The 15,630-nt window shown below is 55.2% G+C and carries 16 protein-coding genes; 6 read left to right on the forward strand and 10 right to left on the reverse strand.

Annotated elements, in window-relative coordinates; genetic code table 11:
- Nucleotides 1-41: 41 nt before the first annotated feature.
- Nucleotides 42-401 carry a YbgS-like family protein gene (locus tag VH86_RS16335; RefSeq protein WP_045833532.1) on the reverse strand — a complete coding sequence of 120 codons (360 nt, stop codon included), beginning with the start codon at nucleotides 399-401 and terminating at the stop codon, nucleotides 42-44.
- A 294-nt stretch (nucleotides 402-695) separates the two neighbouring features.
- Here VH86_RS16335 and aroG point away from each other — a divergent pair, with 294 nt between their 5' ends.
- Nucleotides 696-1,748, forward strand: a complete 1,053-nt coding sequence (aroG, locus tag VH86_RS16340; protein ID WP_045833533.1) for a 3-deoxy-7-phosphoheptulonate synthase AroG — start codon at nucleotides 696-698, stop codon at nucleotides 1,746-1,748.
- Between the two features lie 62 nt (nucleotides 1,749-1,810).
- Here the strand turns inward: aroG and gpmA are convergent, their stop codons facing one another.
- From gpmA to modE, 6 genes are all read right to left on the reverse strand, one after another.
- The gene (gene gpmA / locus VH86_RS16345) at nucleotides 1,811-2,563 is read right to left on the reverse strand and encodes a 2,3-diphosphoglycerate-dependent phosphoglycerate mutase (protein ID WP_045833534.1); all 753 of its coding nucleotides are present in this window, start codon (nucleotides 2,561-2,563) and stop codon (nucleotides 1,811-1,813) included.
- Nucleotides 2,564-2,715: 152 nt separating this feature from the next.
- On the reverse strand, nucleotides 2,716-3,750 hold the full coding sequence (galM, locus tag VH86_RS16350) for a galactose-1-epimerase (protein ID WP_045833535.1): 1,035 nt from the start codon (nucleotides 3,748-3,750) through the stop codon (nucleotides 2,716-2,718).
- Nucleotides 3,744-4,892, reverse strand: a complete 1,149-nt coding sequence (gene galK / locus VH86_RS16355) for a galactokinase (protein WP_045833536.1) — start codon at nucleotides 4,890-4,892, stop codon at nucleotides 3,744-3,746. Before galK ends, galM begins: the two co-directional genes overlap by 7 nt.
- A complete protein-coding gene (galT, locus tag VH86_RS16360; RefSeq protein ID WP_045833537.1) occupies nucleotides 4,893-5,936 on the reverse strand; it encodes a galactose-1-phosphate uridylyltransferase in 1,044 nt (347 codons plus the stop codon). It abuts the gene before it with no gap.
- 304 nt (nucleotides 5,937-6,240) lie between these two features.
- Nucleotides 6,241-7,713: a molybdate ABC transporter ATP-binding protein ModF gene (modF, locus tag VH86_RS16365; RefSeq protein WP_045833538.1), complete on the reverse strand. Its 1,473-nt coding sequence runs from the start codon at nucleotides 7,711-7,713 to the stop codon at nucleotides 6,241-6,243.
- Between the two features lie 76 nt (nucleotides 7,714-7,789).
- The gene (modE, locus tag VH86_RS16370; RefSeq protein WP_045833539.1) at nucleotides 7,790-8,572 is read right to left on the reverse strand and encodes a molybdenum-dependent transcriptional regulator; all 783 of its coding nucleotides are present in this window, start codon (nucleotides 8,570-8,572) and stop codon (nucleotides 7,790-7,792) included.
- 117 nt (nucleotides 8,573-8,689) lie between these two features.
- Here modE and VH86_RS25185 point away from each other — a divergent pair, with 117 nt between their 5' ends.
- From VH86_RS25185 to modC, 4 genes are all read left to right on the forward strand, one after another.
- Nucleotides 8,690-8,848 carry an AcrZ family multidrug efflux pump-associated protein gene (locus VH86_RS25185; RefSeq protein WP_013508338.1) on the forward strand — a complete coding sequence of 53 codons (159 nt, stop codon included), beginning with the start codon at nucleotides 8,690-8,692 and terminating at the stop codon, nucleotides 8,846-8,848.
- Between the two features lie 129 nt (nucleotides 8,849-8,977).
- Nucleotides 8,978-9,751 (forward strand): molybdate ABC transporter substrate-binding protein, encoded by a 774-nt coding sequence (gene modA, locus VH86_RS16380; protein WP_045833540.1) that lies wholly within the window; start codon nucleotides 8,978-8,980, stop codon nucleotides 9,749-9,751.
- Nucleotides 9,748-10,440 (forward strand): molybdate ABC transporter permease subunit, encoded by a 693-nt coding sequence (modB, locus tag VH86_RS16385; protein ID WP_038648131.1) that lies wholly within the window; start codon nucleotides 9,748-9,750, stop codon nucleotides 10,438-10,440. Before modA ends, modB begins: the two co-directional genes overlap by 4 nt.
- Nucleotides 10,440-11,498, forward strand: a complete 1,059-nt coding sequence (modC, locus tag VH86_RS16390; RefSeq protein WP_045833541.1) for a molybdenum ABC transporter ATP-binding protein ModC — start codon at nucleotides 10,440-10,442, stop codon at nucleotides 11,496-11,498. The genes modB and modC overlap by 1 nt, the downstream gene beginning before the upstream one ends.
- A gap of 220 nt (nucleotides 11,499-11,718) precedes the next feature.
- Here the strand turns inward: modC and VH86_RS16395 are convergent, their stop codons facing one another.
- Entirely contained in the window at nucleotides 11,719-12,537 is an 819-nt protein-coding gene (locus VH86_RS16395; protein WP_038648127.1) for a pyridoxal phosphatase, read from the reverse strand.
- Between the two features lie 149 nt (nucleotides 12,538-12,686).
- Here VH86_RS16395 and pgl point away from each other — a divergent pair, with 149 nt between their 5' ends.
- On the forward strand, nucleotides 12,687-13,682 hold the full coding sequence (gene pgl / locus VH86_RS16400) for a 6-phosphogluconolactonase (RefSeq protein WP_045833564.1): 996 nt from the start codon (nucleotides 12,687-12,689) through the stop codon (nucleotides 13,680-13,682).
- Between the two features lie 46 nt (nucleotides 13,683-13,728).
- On the opposite strand, the gene VH86_RS16405 is transcribed toward pgl, so the two are convergent.
- Both VH86_RS16405 and bioA read right to left on the reverse strand, forming a co-directional pair.
- Nucleotides 13,729-14,205 (reverse strand): kinase inhibitor, encoded by a 477-nt coding sequence (locus tag VH86_RS16405; RefSeq protein WP_045833542.1) that lies wholly within the window; start codon nucleotides 14,203-14,205, stop codon nucleotides 13,729-13,731.
- Nucleotides 14,206-14,275: 70 nt separating this feature from the next.
- On the reverse strand, nucleotides 14,276-15,568 hold the full coding sequence (bioA, locus tag VH86_RS16410; protein WP_045833543.1) for an adenosylmethionine--8-amino-7-oxononanoate transaminase: 1,293 nt from the start codon (nucleotides 15,566-15,568) through the stop codon (nucleotides 14,276-14,278).
- Nucleotides 15,569-15,630 lie beyond the last annotated feature (62 nt).

Below are 15,630 nucleotides of genomic sequence, written 5' to 3' on the forward strand. Positions count from 1 at the left end.
AAGGGAGAGCCATAGCTCCCCATAATGTGACCATCAAATACTTATTGAGTAGTGCCGTCCGTTTTCTTATTCACGTCACCACCACCTTGTTTCGTTTCGACTTTCTTATTTACATCTGGGCATTTGCCGTCTTTGCACATGGTATTTTTGTGGACTTCGTCAGCAGACATATTGCTGGAATCAGTGCCAGATGTAGCAGCACTATTGGAATTCATGCTGCCATTGTTGATTTTACTGTTATCAACATTATTCGGTGGCAGATTCTGTTTTGCACCGCCAGCTGCTGCGCCCGCTTCAGCTGAGGCATTAGCCTCACCATTGTTATTTGCTGCAGCCATTGCCGCGCCGCTGCCCAGGGTCATTGCTGCCGTCAGAAAGATAATTGCAAACTTATTCATCATTATGCTCCTTTAATCGATGGAGAGTTGCCGTCAAACACCACGAGTGTTGAGTGACGAAAATAACGTACCGTGACGGAATAAAATTCCATCTTTAACGCTTCGCTTAAAAATTAAATATCGCAAGAACCTCATTCCTCAGTGCTTGCGTTTAAAAAGCTTAGTCCATGGGTGTGTAAATGCAAATTTCACAGAAGCATTTACGCGAGCGTGGAATTTACACCTGCAGCCTGAAGGGATACATTTAACGGGTTGCGCCCGGCGTACGCAGGGCCAGAAATTTGAATGGAATTATGTATGGATTATCAGAACGACGATTTACGCATCAGAGAAATCAAAGAATTATTACCGCCTGTTGCTTTGCTCGAAAAATTCCCCGCTACCGATAAAGCCGCTGAAACTGTTGCGCAGGCACGTCAGGCGATTCACCGTATTCTGCACGGCCAGGACGATCGTCTGCTGGTGGTGATCGGTCCCTGCTCGATCCACGATACCGAAGCCGCTAAAGAGTACGCGAGCCGTCTGCTGACGCTGCGTGACGAGTTGAAAGGCGAGCTTGAAGTGGTGATGCGCGTCTATTTCGAAAAACCGCGCACGACCGTGGGTTGGAAAGGGCTGATCAACGATCCGTTTATGGATGGCAGTTTCCAGATCAACGATGGCCTACGTCTGGCGCGTAAGCTGCTGGTGGACATCAACGACATCGGTTTGCCTGCGGCAGGCGAGTTCCTGGATATGATCACGCCACAATATATGGCGGATCTGATGAGCTGGGGCGCAATTGGTGCGCGTACCACCGAATCCCAGGTGCACCGTGAACTCTCTTCCGGTTTATCTTGCCCGGTCGGCTTCAAAAATGGCACGGATGGCACCATCAAAGTGGCCATCGACGCTATCGGTGCTGCCAGCGCGCCACACTGCTTCCTCTCCGTCACCAAATTCGGTCATTCGGCGATTGTCGAAACCAGCGGTAACGAAGATTGCCATATCATTCTGCGCGGCGGCAAAGAGCCGAACTACAGTGCAGAACACGTGGCAGCGGTGAAAACCGGTCTGGAGAAAGCGGGCTTGCGTCCGCAGGTGATGATCGACTTTAGCCATGCCAACAGCAGCAAGCAGTTCCAGCGTCAGATGGTCGTCGCTAATGATGTGGCGCAGCAGATCGCGGGCGGCGAGCAGGCGATTACCGGCGTGATGATTGAGAGTCATCTGGTGGAAGGCAACCAGAGTCTCGACAGCGGTAAAGAGCTGGTTTACGGCCAGAGCGTGACCGATGCTTGTATTGGTTGGGACGATACCGAGAAAGCGTTGCGCCAACTGGCGCAGGCGATCAAACAGCGTCGCGGCTAACCTCCTAAGCGCAATAAAAAAGGCCAGACTCGCGTCTGGCCTTTTTGTTTTTCAGCCGGGAATTACTTGGCTTTACCCTGGTTAGCAACGGCTGCAGCTTTCGCGGCAATCTCGTCTGCATCACCCAGGTAGTAACGCTTCAGCGGTTTGAAGTTCTCGTCGAACTCATACACCAATGGCACGCCAGTTGGGATGTTCAGTTCAAGAATCTCGTCTTCGCTCAGGTTATCAAGATATTTTACCAGCGCACGCAGTGAGTTACCGTGTGCAGCAACAATCACTTTCTCACCGCTTTTGATGCGCGGCAGAATGCTTTCATTCCAGTAAGGAATAACACGTTCGATGGTCAGCGCCAGGCTTTCGGTGGTTGGCAGCTGTGCATCGGTCAGTGATGCGTAACGTGGGTCGTGGCCCGGGAAACGCTCATCCGCACGATTCAGTTCTGGTGGGGTGATGGCAAAGCCACGACGCCACTGTTTCACCTGGTCGTCGCCGTATTTAGCGGCGGTTTCGGCTTTATCCAGACCCTGCAGCGCACCGTAGTGACGCTCATTCAGACGCCAGGTTTTCTCAACCGGCAGCCACGCCTGATCCAGCTCATCCAGCACGTTCCACAGGGTGTGGATGGCACGTTTCAGCACGGAGGTATAGGCGAAATCAAACACGAAACCTTCTTTCTTCAGCAGCTGACCGGCTGCTTTGGCTTCGGTGCGACCTTTGTCTGACAGATCCACGTCATACCATCCGGTGAAGCGGTTTTCCTGGTTCCACTGGCTTTCGCCGTGTCGCACCAGAACCAGCTTAGTTACGGCCATAGCTTAACTCCTTAATGCTTGATGTTTCGATGATTATAGAAACCGGCTGCGGCCACCTGAAAAGCGGCACACTGATAGCGCCATACCATAGCGGAAAACAACGCACGGCGTAAGCCTGTCGCTAACGCAGTGCGCGTTTTTCATCCGCTGGCTTACTGCGGTGTGAAGCGATAACGCGTCACAGACTGCCAGCGGTCGCCGGGTTGCAGCCAGCAATCAGGCTGCGGCCATTCGGTATGGTTGGGCGAATCCGGTAGAAATTCACTCTCCAACGCGATGCCCTGGAAAGCAGTATAGCTGCCCTGTTCACGGGCGCGTGTTCCATCCAGATAGTTGCCGGAGTAGAACTGCAGCGCCGGTGCGGCGGTATACACGGTCAGCGCCAGTTTGCCATCGGCCGACCACAGTTCGGCGGCGGGTTGGCTGCTGTCGCCTGCGGTGTTAAGCAGAAATGCATGGTCATAGCCTTTCACCGCTTTTTGATCGTCATCGGCGAGGAAGTCATCCATCACACACTTCGGTCGATTGAAATCGAAGCTGGTGCCGGCCACCGCTTTCAATGGCGCGTTAGGAATGCCTTCGCTGTTGACCGGTAAGTAACGATCCGCATGCAGTTGTAAGCGATGCTGGCGCGCATCGCCATGATGCGCATCAAGATTAAAGTAAGCATGATTGGTCAGGTTCACCGGGCAGGGCTTGTCAGTCTGCGCCTCATAGCGGATCGACAGGCAGTTATCATCGTCAAGATGGTAAACCACGTCGGCAATCAGATTGCCGGGGAAGCCCTGATCGCCATCCGGTGAATCGAGGCGATAGTGCACTTCGGTCTCGCTCTGGCTGACAATCTGCCAGCGGCGTTTATCAAACCCTTCCGGTCCGCCGTGCAGTTGATGCGCACCCTGATTAGCGGCCAGCAGCAGGTTTAACGGTTTTAGCTCTGCCGAAGCGATACGGTTGGCGTAGCGGCCCACCGTTGCGCCAAGGTAAGCATCCTGATGCAAATAGTCCGATGGTGTGGCACAGCCGAGCAGCGCTTCGCGTACGCTGCCATCCTGCATGGGGACGCGCGCGGAGAGCCAGGTCGCGCCCCAATCCATAAACGTCACTACCATGCCGTTGTGATTGCGTAATACGGTGATGCGCCACGGTTGCCCGTCTGGCGCATGTGAATTGACATCACTTACCATTGGCCCGCTCCTGCAGAAGCTTTGCATACGTAGAAGGTTTCTTTGATGCCGGTCTGCGCCTCATATTGCTGCGCGACGGCGGCTTTCACCTGATCCACCAGATCGGTTGGCATCAAGGCCACAATGCAGCCGCCGAAGCCGCCGCCCGTCATGCGTACGCCGCCACGCGGGCCGAGTTCTGCCTTAACGATTTCCACCAGCTGATCGATCGGGGGAACGGTGATTTCAAAATCATCACGCATTGAGGCGTGGGATTCGGCCATCAACTCACCCATGCGCTTCAGATCGCCACTGCTCAGCGCATCAGCGGCTTCCAGCGTACGGGCATTTTCGGTGATGACATGGCGCACGCGTTTTGCCACCAGCGCATCCAGCTGCGATTCAGAGGCCTCAAATTCGGCCAGCGTGACGTCGCGCAGTGCGGGCTTGTTGAAGAAGCGCGCGCCGGTTTCACACTGTTCGCGACGGGTGTTGTATTCGCTGCCGACCAGGCTGCGACGGAAGTTGGAGTTGATGATCACCACCGCGACATCTTCCGGCATCGAGACGGCGCGCGTGCCGAGCGTGCGGCAGTCCAGCAGCATGGCGTGATCGGGTTGGCCGAGTGCCGAGATGAGCTGATCCATGATGCCGCAGTTACAGCCGACGAACTGGTTTTCCGCTTCCTGACCGTTCACGGCAATGGCCGCGCCATCCAGCTTCAGCTGATAGAGCTGCTGGAACACGGTGCCGACCGCCACTTCCAGTGACGCTGATGAACTCAGGCCCGCACCCTGTGGCACGTTGCCGCTGATCACCAGATCGGCACCGCCAAAGCTCGCATCACGCTTTTGCAGATGTTTTACCACGCCACGCACGTAGTTTGCCCACATCGGCTCTTTTAAGGCTTCAATCGGTGCATCCAGCGAGAAACTGTCCTGCTGGTTGTCATAATCAACCGCGACCACACGCACCTGGCGATCGTCGCGCTTGGCGCAGGCAATCACGGTTTGGTAGTCGATGGCGCAGGGCAGGACAAAACCGTCATTGTAGTCAGTGTGTTCGCCAATCAGGTTCACACGGCCTGGTGCCTGAATGCTGTGCGTCGGTTGATAGCCAAAAGTGTCAGCGAAAACCTGTTGAGTGATGGATTTTAATGACATTTATTGCGCCTCGCGGAAATGGATATCGCTGACAGAACGCAGACGTTCTGCTGCCTGTTCCGCCGTTAAATCACGTTGGGTTTCGGCCAGCATTTCGTAGCCAACCATAAATTTGCGTACCGTGGCTGAACGCAGCAGCGGCGGATAGAAGTGAGCGTGCAACTGCCAGTGATCGTTGGCTTCACCGTTAAATGGCGCGCCGTGCCAGCCCATCGAATAGGGGAAGGAGCACTGGAACAGGTTGTCGTAACGGCTGGTCAGCTGCTTAAGTGCCAGCGCCAGATCGCTGCGCTGCGCCGGGGTAAGATCGGTAATGCGTTTGATATGGGCTTTCGGCAGCAGCAGGGTTTCAAATGGCCACGCCGCCCACCACGGCACCACGGCCAGCCAGTGTTCGGTCTCCACCACGATACGGCTGCCATCTTTCAGCTCGCGTGCGGCGTAATCCACCAGCATCGGCGAACCTTTTTCGTCAAAGTAGCGGCGCTGATTATCATCTTCTTTTTGCGCTTCATTTGGCAGAAAACTGTTAGCCCAGATCTGGCCGTGCGGATGCGGATTTGAGCAGCCCATCGCTGCGCCTTTGTTCTCAAAAACCTGCACCCACGGATAGTGCTGGCCGAGATCGGCGGTCTGCTCTTGCCAGGTGCGCACGATATCTTCCAGTCCACTGAGCGGCAATTCCGGCAGCGTTTTACTGTGGTCAGGTGAGAAGCAAATAACCCGACTGGTGCCGCGTGCGCTCTCACAGCGCATCAGCAGATCGTCGCTTTGCGGCGCATCGGGTGTATCGGTCATCAGTGCGGCAAAGTCGTTGGTGAAAACATAGGTGGTTTGGTAATCCGGGTTTTTATCCCCGGTGATGCGGGTATTACCTGCGCACAGGAAGCAGTCAGGATCGTGCGCAGGCAGTTGTTCCAGCGCAGGCGTTTCCTGCGCACCCTGCCACGGACGCTTGGCACGATGCGGAGAGACCAGCACCCACTGATCGATCAATGGGTTATAACGGCGATGCGGATGATCAACCGGATTAAATTTTTCCATAACGAGTCCTGGTAAACGGCAAACGGATCAAAATCACTGCGATCAAGGTAGCACAAAGGCGGGCCCCAAAGCGTGATCCAGTCTGGATAAATGGTATCGTTTACACAAGGTGATGATTCTCATTTTGTGGGGTTATGGCGTGCGTTTGCTGAAATACCAGGCGGGCAAATGGTAGCGGTTACATCGGCTGTTCAATGAAGTGCATATCAATGCGCACACGACAATGCTGAAGGGTTTAGCTGACGACCGGATAGCAGCATGAATATGCCCCTACGATGCAGGGGCGGGGTTGATGACGACGAGATTAGCGTAAATCGTCCTGCTGGAATCCGTACCCCTCATCTTGTTTCACAAAACTCAGGCGGTGAGTAATACACTGCGGCGCATCTTCGGCATGGTGTGAGACAAACAGTAACTGCGTTCGTCCTTCACCGATCAGCACATCAACAAAGCGGCGTACCAACTGGCGATTGATCGGATCCAATCCCTGCAGCGGCTCATCGAGAATCAACAAGGTGGGATGTTTTACCAGTGCACGCGCAATCAGCACCAGGCGCTGCTGGCCCCATGACAAACCGTGGAACGGTGCATCAGCCAGATGATTATCCATGCCGAGTAAAGCCAGCCACTGGCGCGCCAACGCTTTCTGGCGGTCTGATGCGGGCTGATACAGGCCTATCGAATCGAAAAAGCCGGAAAGCACCACGGTGCGCACGTTACAGCTGACACGGTAATCGAGGTGCAAACTGCTGCTGACGTAGCCGATGTGCTGCTTGATGTCCCAGATGGTTTCACCGCTGCCTCGACGAATGCCAAACAGGGTTAAATCGTTGCTGTAGCCTTGTGGATGATCGCCGGTCACCAGGCTCAACAGGGTCGATTTACCCGCACCGTTGGGCCCCACAATTTGCCAGTGCTCGCCGGGATTCACCTGCCAGCTTAGCCCCTCGATCACCGCTTTATCGTTATACGACACCACGCCATTACGCAGAACAACACGCGGCGCATCTTCCGCCAGTTGGGGTAACTGATCCGGTGCATCCGCTTCTGGCAACGCCATGCCATCGAGTTTCTCACTGTGCGCCAGTTGCGCCACCAGCGCTTCTGCCAGTATCGTCTGGCGCTCGCCCACGTGGGTCAGGGTGCACTCGGCAAGCACACCGACCTGCTGCACAAATTCGGGAATATCGTCAAAGCGATTGAGGACCAACACCACAGTAAAACCCTGCTGGTGCAGATCGCTGAGCGTCTCCGCCAGGCTGGCGCGCGAGGCCACATCGAGTCCATCGAAAGGCTCATCAAGAATCAACAAATCCGGCTGCGCCATCAGCGCCTGGCACAACAGCGTTTTGCGCGTCTCGCCGGTGGAGAGGTATTTGAAGCGACGATCAAGCAGATAGGTGATGCCAAACTGCTGAGCCAGTGCCTGACAACGTGCCGCATCTTTGACTTCATCCTGAATGATCTGTGCGGCGGTACGACCGGTATCGTCTTCGCCCTCACTCAGCAGATCGGTGTTATTACGTTCCCACTCCTGCGCCACCAGCTTCTGTAACTGCTCCAGTGAGAGGCGTGTGCGACGCTGAAAATCCTGCGTGACCTTGCCTTTACCTGGTGAGAGTTCACCGGAAAGCGCTCGCGCTAACGAGGATTTGCCGCTGCCGTTGGCGCCGACAAAGGCCCAACTTTCGCCGCTGTTGAGGATAAGATCGTTGAGGGACAGTGCTCGAGTGTCGCTAAGGTGAAATGTGCCTTGCGAAATTTGCAATGAAGCCATGATTCATTCCGTTTTATGCATCGTGTTACTCAGTTGTAGCGAGCGACGCAGACGAAGTCAAATCATGGCCTGGATTTCAGAGCAGTGTGGCGATGATGGCGTGTTCAGCATTAAAACTGGCGGTCACACTATCGCCTGGCTGCAGATTCTGCTGTTGCACCTGCACGTTGTTCACCGTTGCACACAGGGTTTCACCACTCGGCAATGTCATCAACACTTCGCTCACCTGTTCACCCGGCTCGATCGCGCTTATCGTCACCTGCAATTGATTATCACTGTTTAGGGCATCACGGCTCACCTGAATCCATGGCGCTTTAATCAGTACTAATACCTCTTTGCCGCTGTCGAGCTGCAGGCGCTCAGCGCTGCGTTCGGTGATCGCCACCTGCAACCGTGTGACGCCGTCGGCCAGTAGCACATCAAGGTGTTGCTGCACCTGCTGATGGTCGCGCGCCATGACCGTACCAAACAACTGATTGCGTGCGCTGGTTTGCAGCGAGAAACGCGCAATCGCTGCCAGCAGGCTGTCCAGCGGCAGGCTGTCGTTTTGCAGCGCATCAAAGGCTTTCTGCTGAATCTGTTCCATTAGCTGAAACAGCTGAATCAGACGTTCACCATAACGGGTCAACTGCGCACCGCCGCCGCCTTTGCCACCGGTGGCGCGGTCAACTAAGGTTTGATCAGCCATCTGATTCATATCGTTGATGGCGTCCCAGGCGCTTTTGTAGCTGATGCCCGCTAATTTAGCGCCCTGGCTGATGGAGCCGGTTTCCTGAACGCGCTTAAGCAGTTCAATGCGGCGTGGGTCGGCAAACAGCTTTTGCTGAAGACGAATATGTAGAGAAAGTTCTGCCTGCATGTCAGCTCCTTAAGTTAGTGCGACAAGTGTAAGGCCAAAAGTAAAAGCACGAAAAGGGCAGTGCGTTTTTTTCCCTAACCGTTACAATCACTTTTTTATTTTCTGCGTGAGGTTTCCATGCTGGAACTGCTTAAAAGCCTGGCTGTGGCTGTCATCATGGTGCCAATTGTGATGGCCATTATGCTCGGTCTGATTTACGGCCTGGGTGAAGTGTTCAACGTCATCTCCAAATTTGGCCGCCGCGACGATCGTCCTGCCAACAGCTCGCAACACTGATTTTATAAGCGCCCGCACTCAGCGGGCGTTTTTTCTTTAACTTCCCCTCAATCCTGCCGATATTAAGTTCATGACAGCATTTGTTCCCACGTTGTATTATCGAATATATAACGTAACAAGGAGTAAAAAATGCTGAAAATCAATTACCGCTGGGCCGCTGTTACCGTATTGACTGTTTCCATGGCCGGTCACGCCGTGGCGGCAGAGAAGATCACTGTGTTTGCTGCGGCATCGTTAACCAATGCGATGCAGGATATTGCCACGCAATATCAGAAAAAGAGCGGCGTTGAAGTGGTATCGTCCTTCGCTTCCTCCTCCACGCTGGCGCGTCAAATTGAGCAGGGCGCGCCGGCCGATCTGTTTATCTCTGCCGACCAGCAGTGGATGGACTATGCAGTGGATAAAAAGAGTGTGGTGGAGAACACGCGCTACACGCTGCTGGGCAACGATTTAGTGTTGGTGGCACCGAAAAGCGACAGCGCAAAAGCGGTGACCATTAATGCCCAAACCGACTGGAAACGTTTGTTGAAAGGCGAACGTCTGGCGGTGGGCGACCCGGATCATGTTCCGGCCGGAATTTATGCGAAGGAAGCGCTGCAAAAACTGGGCGCGTGGGACAGCATCTCGACGCAACTGGCTCCGGCGAATAATGTTCGTGCGGCACTGGCGCTGGTAGAACGCAATGAATCACCTTTTGGCATCGTGTACGGTTCTGATGCGGTCGCCAGTGACAAAGTGCAGGTCGTAGGGCGTTTCCCGGATGATAGCCACAAGCCAGTGGAATATCCGATGGCGGTGGTAAAAGATCATCAGAACGCAACGGTTGAAGCCTTCTACAAATATTTGCAGGGGCCGGATGCCGCTGCTGTGTTTAAACAGTATGGATTTGCGCCGAAGAAATGATACTCAGTGATCCCGAATGGCAGGCCGTTTTTCTCAGCTTAAAAGTTTCCAGCGTAGCGGTGCTGTTGAGTTTGCCGTTTGGCATCATGATGGCCTGGATTCTGGCACGTTGCCGGTTTCCAGGTAAAACCTTACTCGACAGTCTTATCCATTTGCCGCTGGTGTTGCCACCGGTCGTGGTGGGGTATCTGTTGCTGATTGCACTGGGCCGACGTGGATTTATCGGCGAGTGGCTATACGACTGGTTCGGCTTCACCCTGGCCTTCAGCTGGCGCGGGGCGGTACTGGCTTCGGCAGTGATGGCTTTTCCGCTAATGGTACGCGCCATTCGTCTGGCGCTGGAAGCGGTTGATACCAAACTGGAACAGGCAGCGCGCACGCTGGGGGCCGGTCGCTGGCGCGTGTTTTTTACGATCACCTTGCCGCTGACGCTGCCGGGCATCATTGTCGGCACCGTTCTCGCTTTCGCTCGCTCATTGGGTGAATTCGGCGCCACCATCACCTTCGTTTCAAATATCCCCGGCGAAACGCGCACCATTCCCTCGGCGATGTTTACCCTGATTGAAACCCCTGGCGCAGAAGGTACCGCCGCCCGCTTGTGTGCGGTGGCGATTGCGCTGGCGCTGTTATCGCTGGTGGCCTCTGAACTGCTGGCACGCTGGGGCCGTAAGCGGTTAGGTGCTGCCTGATGCTTAATCTCAATATTTCCCAGCTGCTGGGCGATCACCAACTGGACGTCAACGTGCAGGTGCCCGGCAGCGGCATTACGGCTATTTTCGGTGTATCCGGTGCGGGCAAAACATCGCTGATCAACGCGATTGGCGGTTTGACACAACCGCAAAGCGGCCAGATTCAGCTCAACGATCGTCTGCTGTTTGATTCGGCGACGCAGGTCAATCTGCCACCGGAAAAACGCCGCGTTGGCTACGTGTTCCAGGATGCACGTCTCTTCCCACACTATCGGGTACGCGGCAACCTGCAATACGGGATGGCTGCGGCGATGAAGCCACAGTTTAACGCGCTGGTGACTTTGCTTGGCCTGGAGCCTTTACTGAGCCGCTTTCCGGCGTCGCTGTCAGGTGGTGAGAAGCAACGTGTGGCGATTGGCCGTGCGCTGCTCACCGCGCCAGATATTTTGTTGATGGATGAGCCGCTGGCGTCGCTGGATTTACCACGCAAGCGCGAATTGATGCCGTATCTGCAAAAGCTGGCGAAACAGGTCGATATTCCGATTCTCTATGTCTCCCACAGTCTGGATGAAATTCTGCAACTGGCGGACAACGTGCTGGTGCTCGACAACGGCAAAGTCAAAGCCTTTGGTTCGCTGGAGAAAGTGTGGAGCAGTGCAGCCATGCGCCCGTGGCTGCCGATTGCCGATCGCAGCAGTGTGCTCAGAGTGCAGGTGCTGGAGCAGCATCCCGATTATCCCATGACGGCTCTATCACTGGGCGATCAGCATATCTGGGTCAGCCGTGTTAACCAGCCGCTGAAAACGGCACTGCGCATTCGTATCGCTTCTGGAGACGTTTCCTTGGCCTTACAGCCGCCGCAAAACACCTCGGTACGCAATATCCTGCCAGCCCAGGTGGTCGAGTTATTAGAGATTGATGATCAGGTTGAAGTGAAGCTGCGCATTGGCATTAGCGAGCTGTGGGCGCGGATTTCGCCGTGGGCGCGAGACGAGCTGGGGATTCGACCCGATCAGTGGCTTTATGCGCAAATTAAGAGCGTGGCGATTACGGCATAGTTAGGGGCATGATCAATAACGGCCCAGAGTCATTTGTAAGGTGTGCATTTATCCACTACTGCTGGTCATTTAAGTGCGTTTCGGTTGCCATTAATGGCGACCCTACAAAGTTGGTGCGGTTTTCGTAGGGTGCGCATTCTTGCGTACCGGATTAAATATGCTCTCATTGGCCTAAGTTAGCGGCATTAGCGCATTTATGCACACCTGTTAAATCAGAGAGTTACAGAACCTCTTTGTAAATCACTTCGGCAATACCCGGCTCCAGATTGGTGCCAATCACCTTTTTGGCGCGCGCTTTAATCGCCTCGTCAGCATTGCCCATCGCCACGCCTAAACCGACCTGTTCCAGCATGCTGAGATCGTTGTAGTTATCGCCGAACGCCAGCACATCCTGCATGCTGAAGCCCTGACTCTCAACCCACTGTGCCAGACGCTTGCCTTTGCTGTTGCCTGCCTGAGCGATATCAACCTGATCGTGCCACGACCATTCGCACGCCAGGCCGAGTTCCGCTTCGGTGCGTTCCGCAAACTGCTGCAATGCACGCGTGTCAGGATGGGAAAGCGCGAATTTCCAGATGGATTGCGCATCCAGCGCCGCCTGCGCCAGGCTTGGCACCTGCAGGAACAGGGGACGCTGCGCTTCCGGCAGGGATTGTGCCCAGTTCAGGGTGCGGGTCACATGGCCAGTCGGCTCTTGATACAGCATGGCATCATCGACATACAGCAGACCGTGAATGTTTTCCTGATCGAGCATCTCAATGACGCGGGTCGCCTGGCTTTTCTCCAGCGGATCGGCAGCGAGTACCTTCTTCGCTGCATAATCGTACAAGTAGGTGCCATTACAGCAGATTGCGGGTGTATCCAACTGCAGCGCCTGATAAAAAGGATGAATCGCGCAGTGGTGGCGACCGGTAACGATGAGCACTTTGACACCCGCCTGTTGTGCGCGGGCTAAAGCTTCGATCGATTCAGGCAAAATGGTTTTTGTGGGGGTCAACAGGGTGCCGTCAAGGTCAAGGGCGATTACGCGGTAGCTCATTACACTTTCCGTCCGGGAGTTAGCAAAGCGTTAAGTTTACACCCGGCAGCGGCCCTGAGACAAAAAACAGGGCACAAATGAATCCAGCGCGGCAATATGAAACGCGCTACAGTTATCCCTTTTATCAGGCAGCGAATAAGGAAAAACGCATGAAACAAGTCGTGTATACCGCCAGTCCAGAGAGCCAGCAGATCCACGCATGGCAGTTGCAGGAAGATGGCGCACTGACGTTATTGCAGGTCACGGACGTGGCCGGTCAGGTGCAGCCGATGGTGGTGAGCCCGAAGAAAGATTTCCTCTATGTCGGCGTTCGTCCGAATTTTCGCGTGTTAGCGTACCGCATTGCGGCCGATGGTTCCCTGAGTCTGGCGGGTGAAGCGCCGTTGCCGGGCAGCCCAACGCATATTTCGACCGATCGCCAGGGTAACTATCTGTTCTGCGGCTCCTACAACGACGCGTGCGTCAGCATCAGCCCGATCGACAGCGACGGTTTACCGCAAGCCCCAAGCCAGGTGATTGGCGGCATGGATGGCTGCCACTCAGCCAATATCGATCTCAGCAACCAAACGCTGTTTGTACCGGCACTGAAGCAGGATCGTATCTGCCTGTTCCAGCTCAATGCGGATGGCACTCTGACACCGCGCGAGCAAGCGCAGGTCACCACGGTTGAAGGTGCAGGCCCGCGTCATATGGCTTTCCATCCGAATGGCGATTATGGCTATGTGGTCAATGAACTCGACAGCACCGTTGATGTGTGGGCATTGAACAACGTGCACGGTCAGGTTGAGCGCGTGCAGAGTCTGGATATGATGCCGAAAGATTTCAGCGATACACGCTGGGCGGCCGATATCCATATCACGCCAGACGGCCGTTTCCTCTATGCCTGTGATCGCACCAGCAGCACCATTACCGCATTTAGCATCAGCGAAGATGGCTCAGTGCTGGCGATTGAAGGTTACCAGCCGACCGAAACTCAGCCGCGCGGCTTCAATATCGATGACAGCGGTCAGTATCTGGTGGCGGCAGGGCAGAAGTCGCACCATATCGAAGTCTACAAGATTGCCGATCGCGGTCTGTTGCAGCCGCTGGCGCGTTATGCGGTGGGTCAAGGCCCGATGTGGGTGGTGATTCACACCCTGGATTGATTTGAATCCAGGTTGAGAAACGGCGCCTTTTGGCGCCGTTTGCGTGTTAAGAATACATCACTGTGATTGATGCACTCGCCAGTGCATGGAAATGCACATTAAAGCCGACCATGGCACCGCTCGCGCCGGCGTCGACATCAATCTTATCGGTGTCCATCGCGTGCACGGTAAAGATGTAGCGATGAGATTCGCCCTGCGGTGGTGCTGCGCCGCCGTAGCCGGTTTGTCCGAAATCGGTACGGGTTTGAAGTGCACCTTGAGGCAGTTCGACCACGCCTGAACCAGAGCCTTGCGGCAACTCGGTGACGTCCGCCGGAATATTCGCCACGACCCAGTGCCACCAGCCAGAACCGGTCGGTGCATCAGGATCGTAACAAGTCACCACAAAACTTTTGGTCCCCGCGGGCACATTATCCCACGCCAGATGCGGTGACAGGTTATCGCCTTGATAACCCATGCCGTTGAATACGTGTCGCTCTGGCATCTTATCGCCATCGTTAAAATCCTGGCTAACTACGCGCATGACTTCTCCTTTTTCCGTTGTGCAGTGTGTTCTCCATCATGGTGGAAAACGCGCGGCACTTCCAGTTAGCTTAAGCCAGGAAATGCGCCTCAACGTCCAATGCCGCGCGCACCGCCTGGGTTAACTGCGCCAGCTCTGTGGCAGAAATCAGATAAGGTGGCATCAGATAGATCAACTTGCCGAACGGCCTAATCCATACGCCACGCTCGACAAAGAATTGCTGCAGTGCCGCCATATTGACCGGTGAACGCGTTTCAATCACGCCAATGGCACCCAGCACGCGTGCATCCACCACCGCATGATGCTCACGCAACGGCAAAAGCTCAAGACGCAATTGCTGTTCAATCGCCGCCACCTGCGCGGGCCAGTGCCCCTCGTTGATCATCGTCAGGCTTTCAACGGCCACCGCACAGGCCAGCGGATTACCCATAAAGGTCGGGCCATGCATAAAGCAGCCTGCCGCACTGCGGCTGATGGTGTCGGCGACTTCGCGCGTGGTCAGCGTGGCGGACAGCGTCATGGTACCGCCGGTCAGTGCTTTACCGAGGCAGAGAATGTCTGGCGTCATTCCGGCGTGTTCGCAGGCAAACAGTTTGCCGCTGCGGCCAAAGCCGGTGGCGATCTCATCGGCAATCAGCAGGATGCCGTAGCGGTCGCACAGCTCACGCACCTGTTGCAGGTAGCGCGGGTGATAGAAACGCATGCCGCCCGCTCCCTGCACAATGGGTTCAAGGATCACGGCGGCAATCTCGCGATGGTGCGTCTCGGCTAACCGGGCGAAATCGGCGAAGTCCGCTTCGTTCCATGCATCATCAAAACCGCACTGCGGTGCGGCAGCAAACAGATGTTCTGGCAGATAGCCGCGCCACAGGCTGTGCATCGAATTTTCTGGATCGCACACCGACATCGCGGCAAAAGTATCGCCGTGATAGCCACGTTTTAACGTCAGGAATTTTTGTCGCGTTTCACCGCGCCCCAGCCAGTACTGCAACGCCATTTTCATCGACACTTCGACGGCAATCGACCCCGAATCGGCGATGAACACACACTCCAGCGCTTCCGGTGTCATGGCAACCAGCTGGCGGCTCAGTTCAACGGCTGCCGGATGGGTAATGCCACCAAACATCACGTGTGACATCTGCGCCATTTGCTGCGTCAGCGCCTTGTTGAGACGAGGATGGTTATAGCCGTGAATCGCTGCCCACCACGACGACATGCCGTCGACCAGTTCGCGTCCATCGGCCAACTGAAGCTGGCAACCGTGCGCCGCGACCACCGGATAACAGGGCAGGGGATCGCGCATTGACGTGTAAGGATGCCAGATATGCTGGCGATCAAAGTGGAGGTCGTCTTGGGTGAACATCGATCTTGTAAACCATTTTGAAAAGATTTAGTTTACGAGTATAACCACGTTAATCGTCGGGA

The sequence above is a fragment of the Pantoea sp. BL1 genome, assembly GCF_000963985.1.
GTDB classification, from domain to species: domain Bacteria; phylum Pseudomonadota; class Gammaproteobacteria; order Enterobacterales; family Enterobacteriaceae; genus Pantoea; species Pantoea rwandensis_B.

Coding starts and splice junctions, on each gene's coding strand:
- VH86_RS16335 (WP_045833532.1), bottom strand. CDS start 401: ATGATGAATAAGTTTGCAATTATCTTTCTGACGGCAGCAATGACCCTG.
- aroG (WP_045833533.1), top strand. CDS start 696: ATGGATTATCAGAACGACGATTTACGCATCAGAGAAATCAAAGAATTA.
- gpmA (WP_045833534.1), bottom strand. CDS start 2,563: ATGGCCGTAACTAAGCTGGTTCTGGTGCGACACGGCGAAAGCCAGTGG.
- galM (WP_045833535.1), bottom strand. CDS start 3,750: ATGGTAAGTGATGTCAATTCACATGCGCCAGACGGGCAACCGTGGCGC.
- galK (WP_045833536.1), bottom strand. CDS start 4,892: ATGTCATTAAAATCCATCACTCAACAGGTTTTCGCTGACACTTTTGGC.
- galT (WP_045833537.1), bottom strand. CDS start 5,936: ATGGAAAAATTTAATCCGGTTGATCATCCGCATCGCCGTTATAACCCA.
- modF (WP_045833538.1), bottom strand. CDS start 7,713: ATGGCTTCATTGCAAATTTCGCAAGGCACATTTCACCTTAGCGACACT.
- modE (WP_045833539.1), bottom strand. CDS start 8,572: ATGCAGGCAGAACTTTCTCTACATATTCGTCTTCAGCAAAAGCTGTTT.
- VH86_RS25185 (WP_013508338.1), top strand. CDS start 8,690: ATGCTGGAACTGCTTAAAAGCCTGGCTGTGGCTGTCATCATGGTGCCA.
- modA (WP_045833540.1), top strand. CDS start 8,978: ATGCTGAAAATCAATTACCGCTGGGCCGCTGTTACCGTATTGACTGTT.
- modB (WP_038648131.1), top strand. CDS start 9,748: ATGATACTCAGTGATCCCGAATGGCAGGCCGTTTTTCTCAGCTTAAAA.
- modC (WP_045833541.1), top strand. CDS start 10,440: ATGCTTAATCTCAATATTTCCCAGCTGCTGGGCGATCACCAACTGGAC.
- VH86_RS16395 (WP_038648127.1), bottom strand. CDS start 12,537: ATGAGCTACCGCGTAATCGCCCTTGACCTTGACGGCACCCTGTTGACC.
- pgl (WP_045833564.1), top strand. CDS start 12,687: ATGAAACAAGTCGTGTATACCGCCAGTCCAGAGAGCCAGCAGATCCAC.
- VH86_RS16405 (WP_045833542.1), bottom strand. CDS start 14,205: ATGCGCGTAGTTAGCCAGGATTTTAACGATGGCGATAAGATGCCAGAG.
- bioA (WP_045833543.1), bottom strand. CDS start 15,568: ATGTTCACCCAAGACGACCTCCACTTTGATCGCCAGCATATCTGGCAT.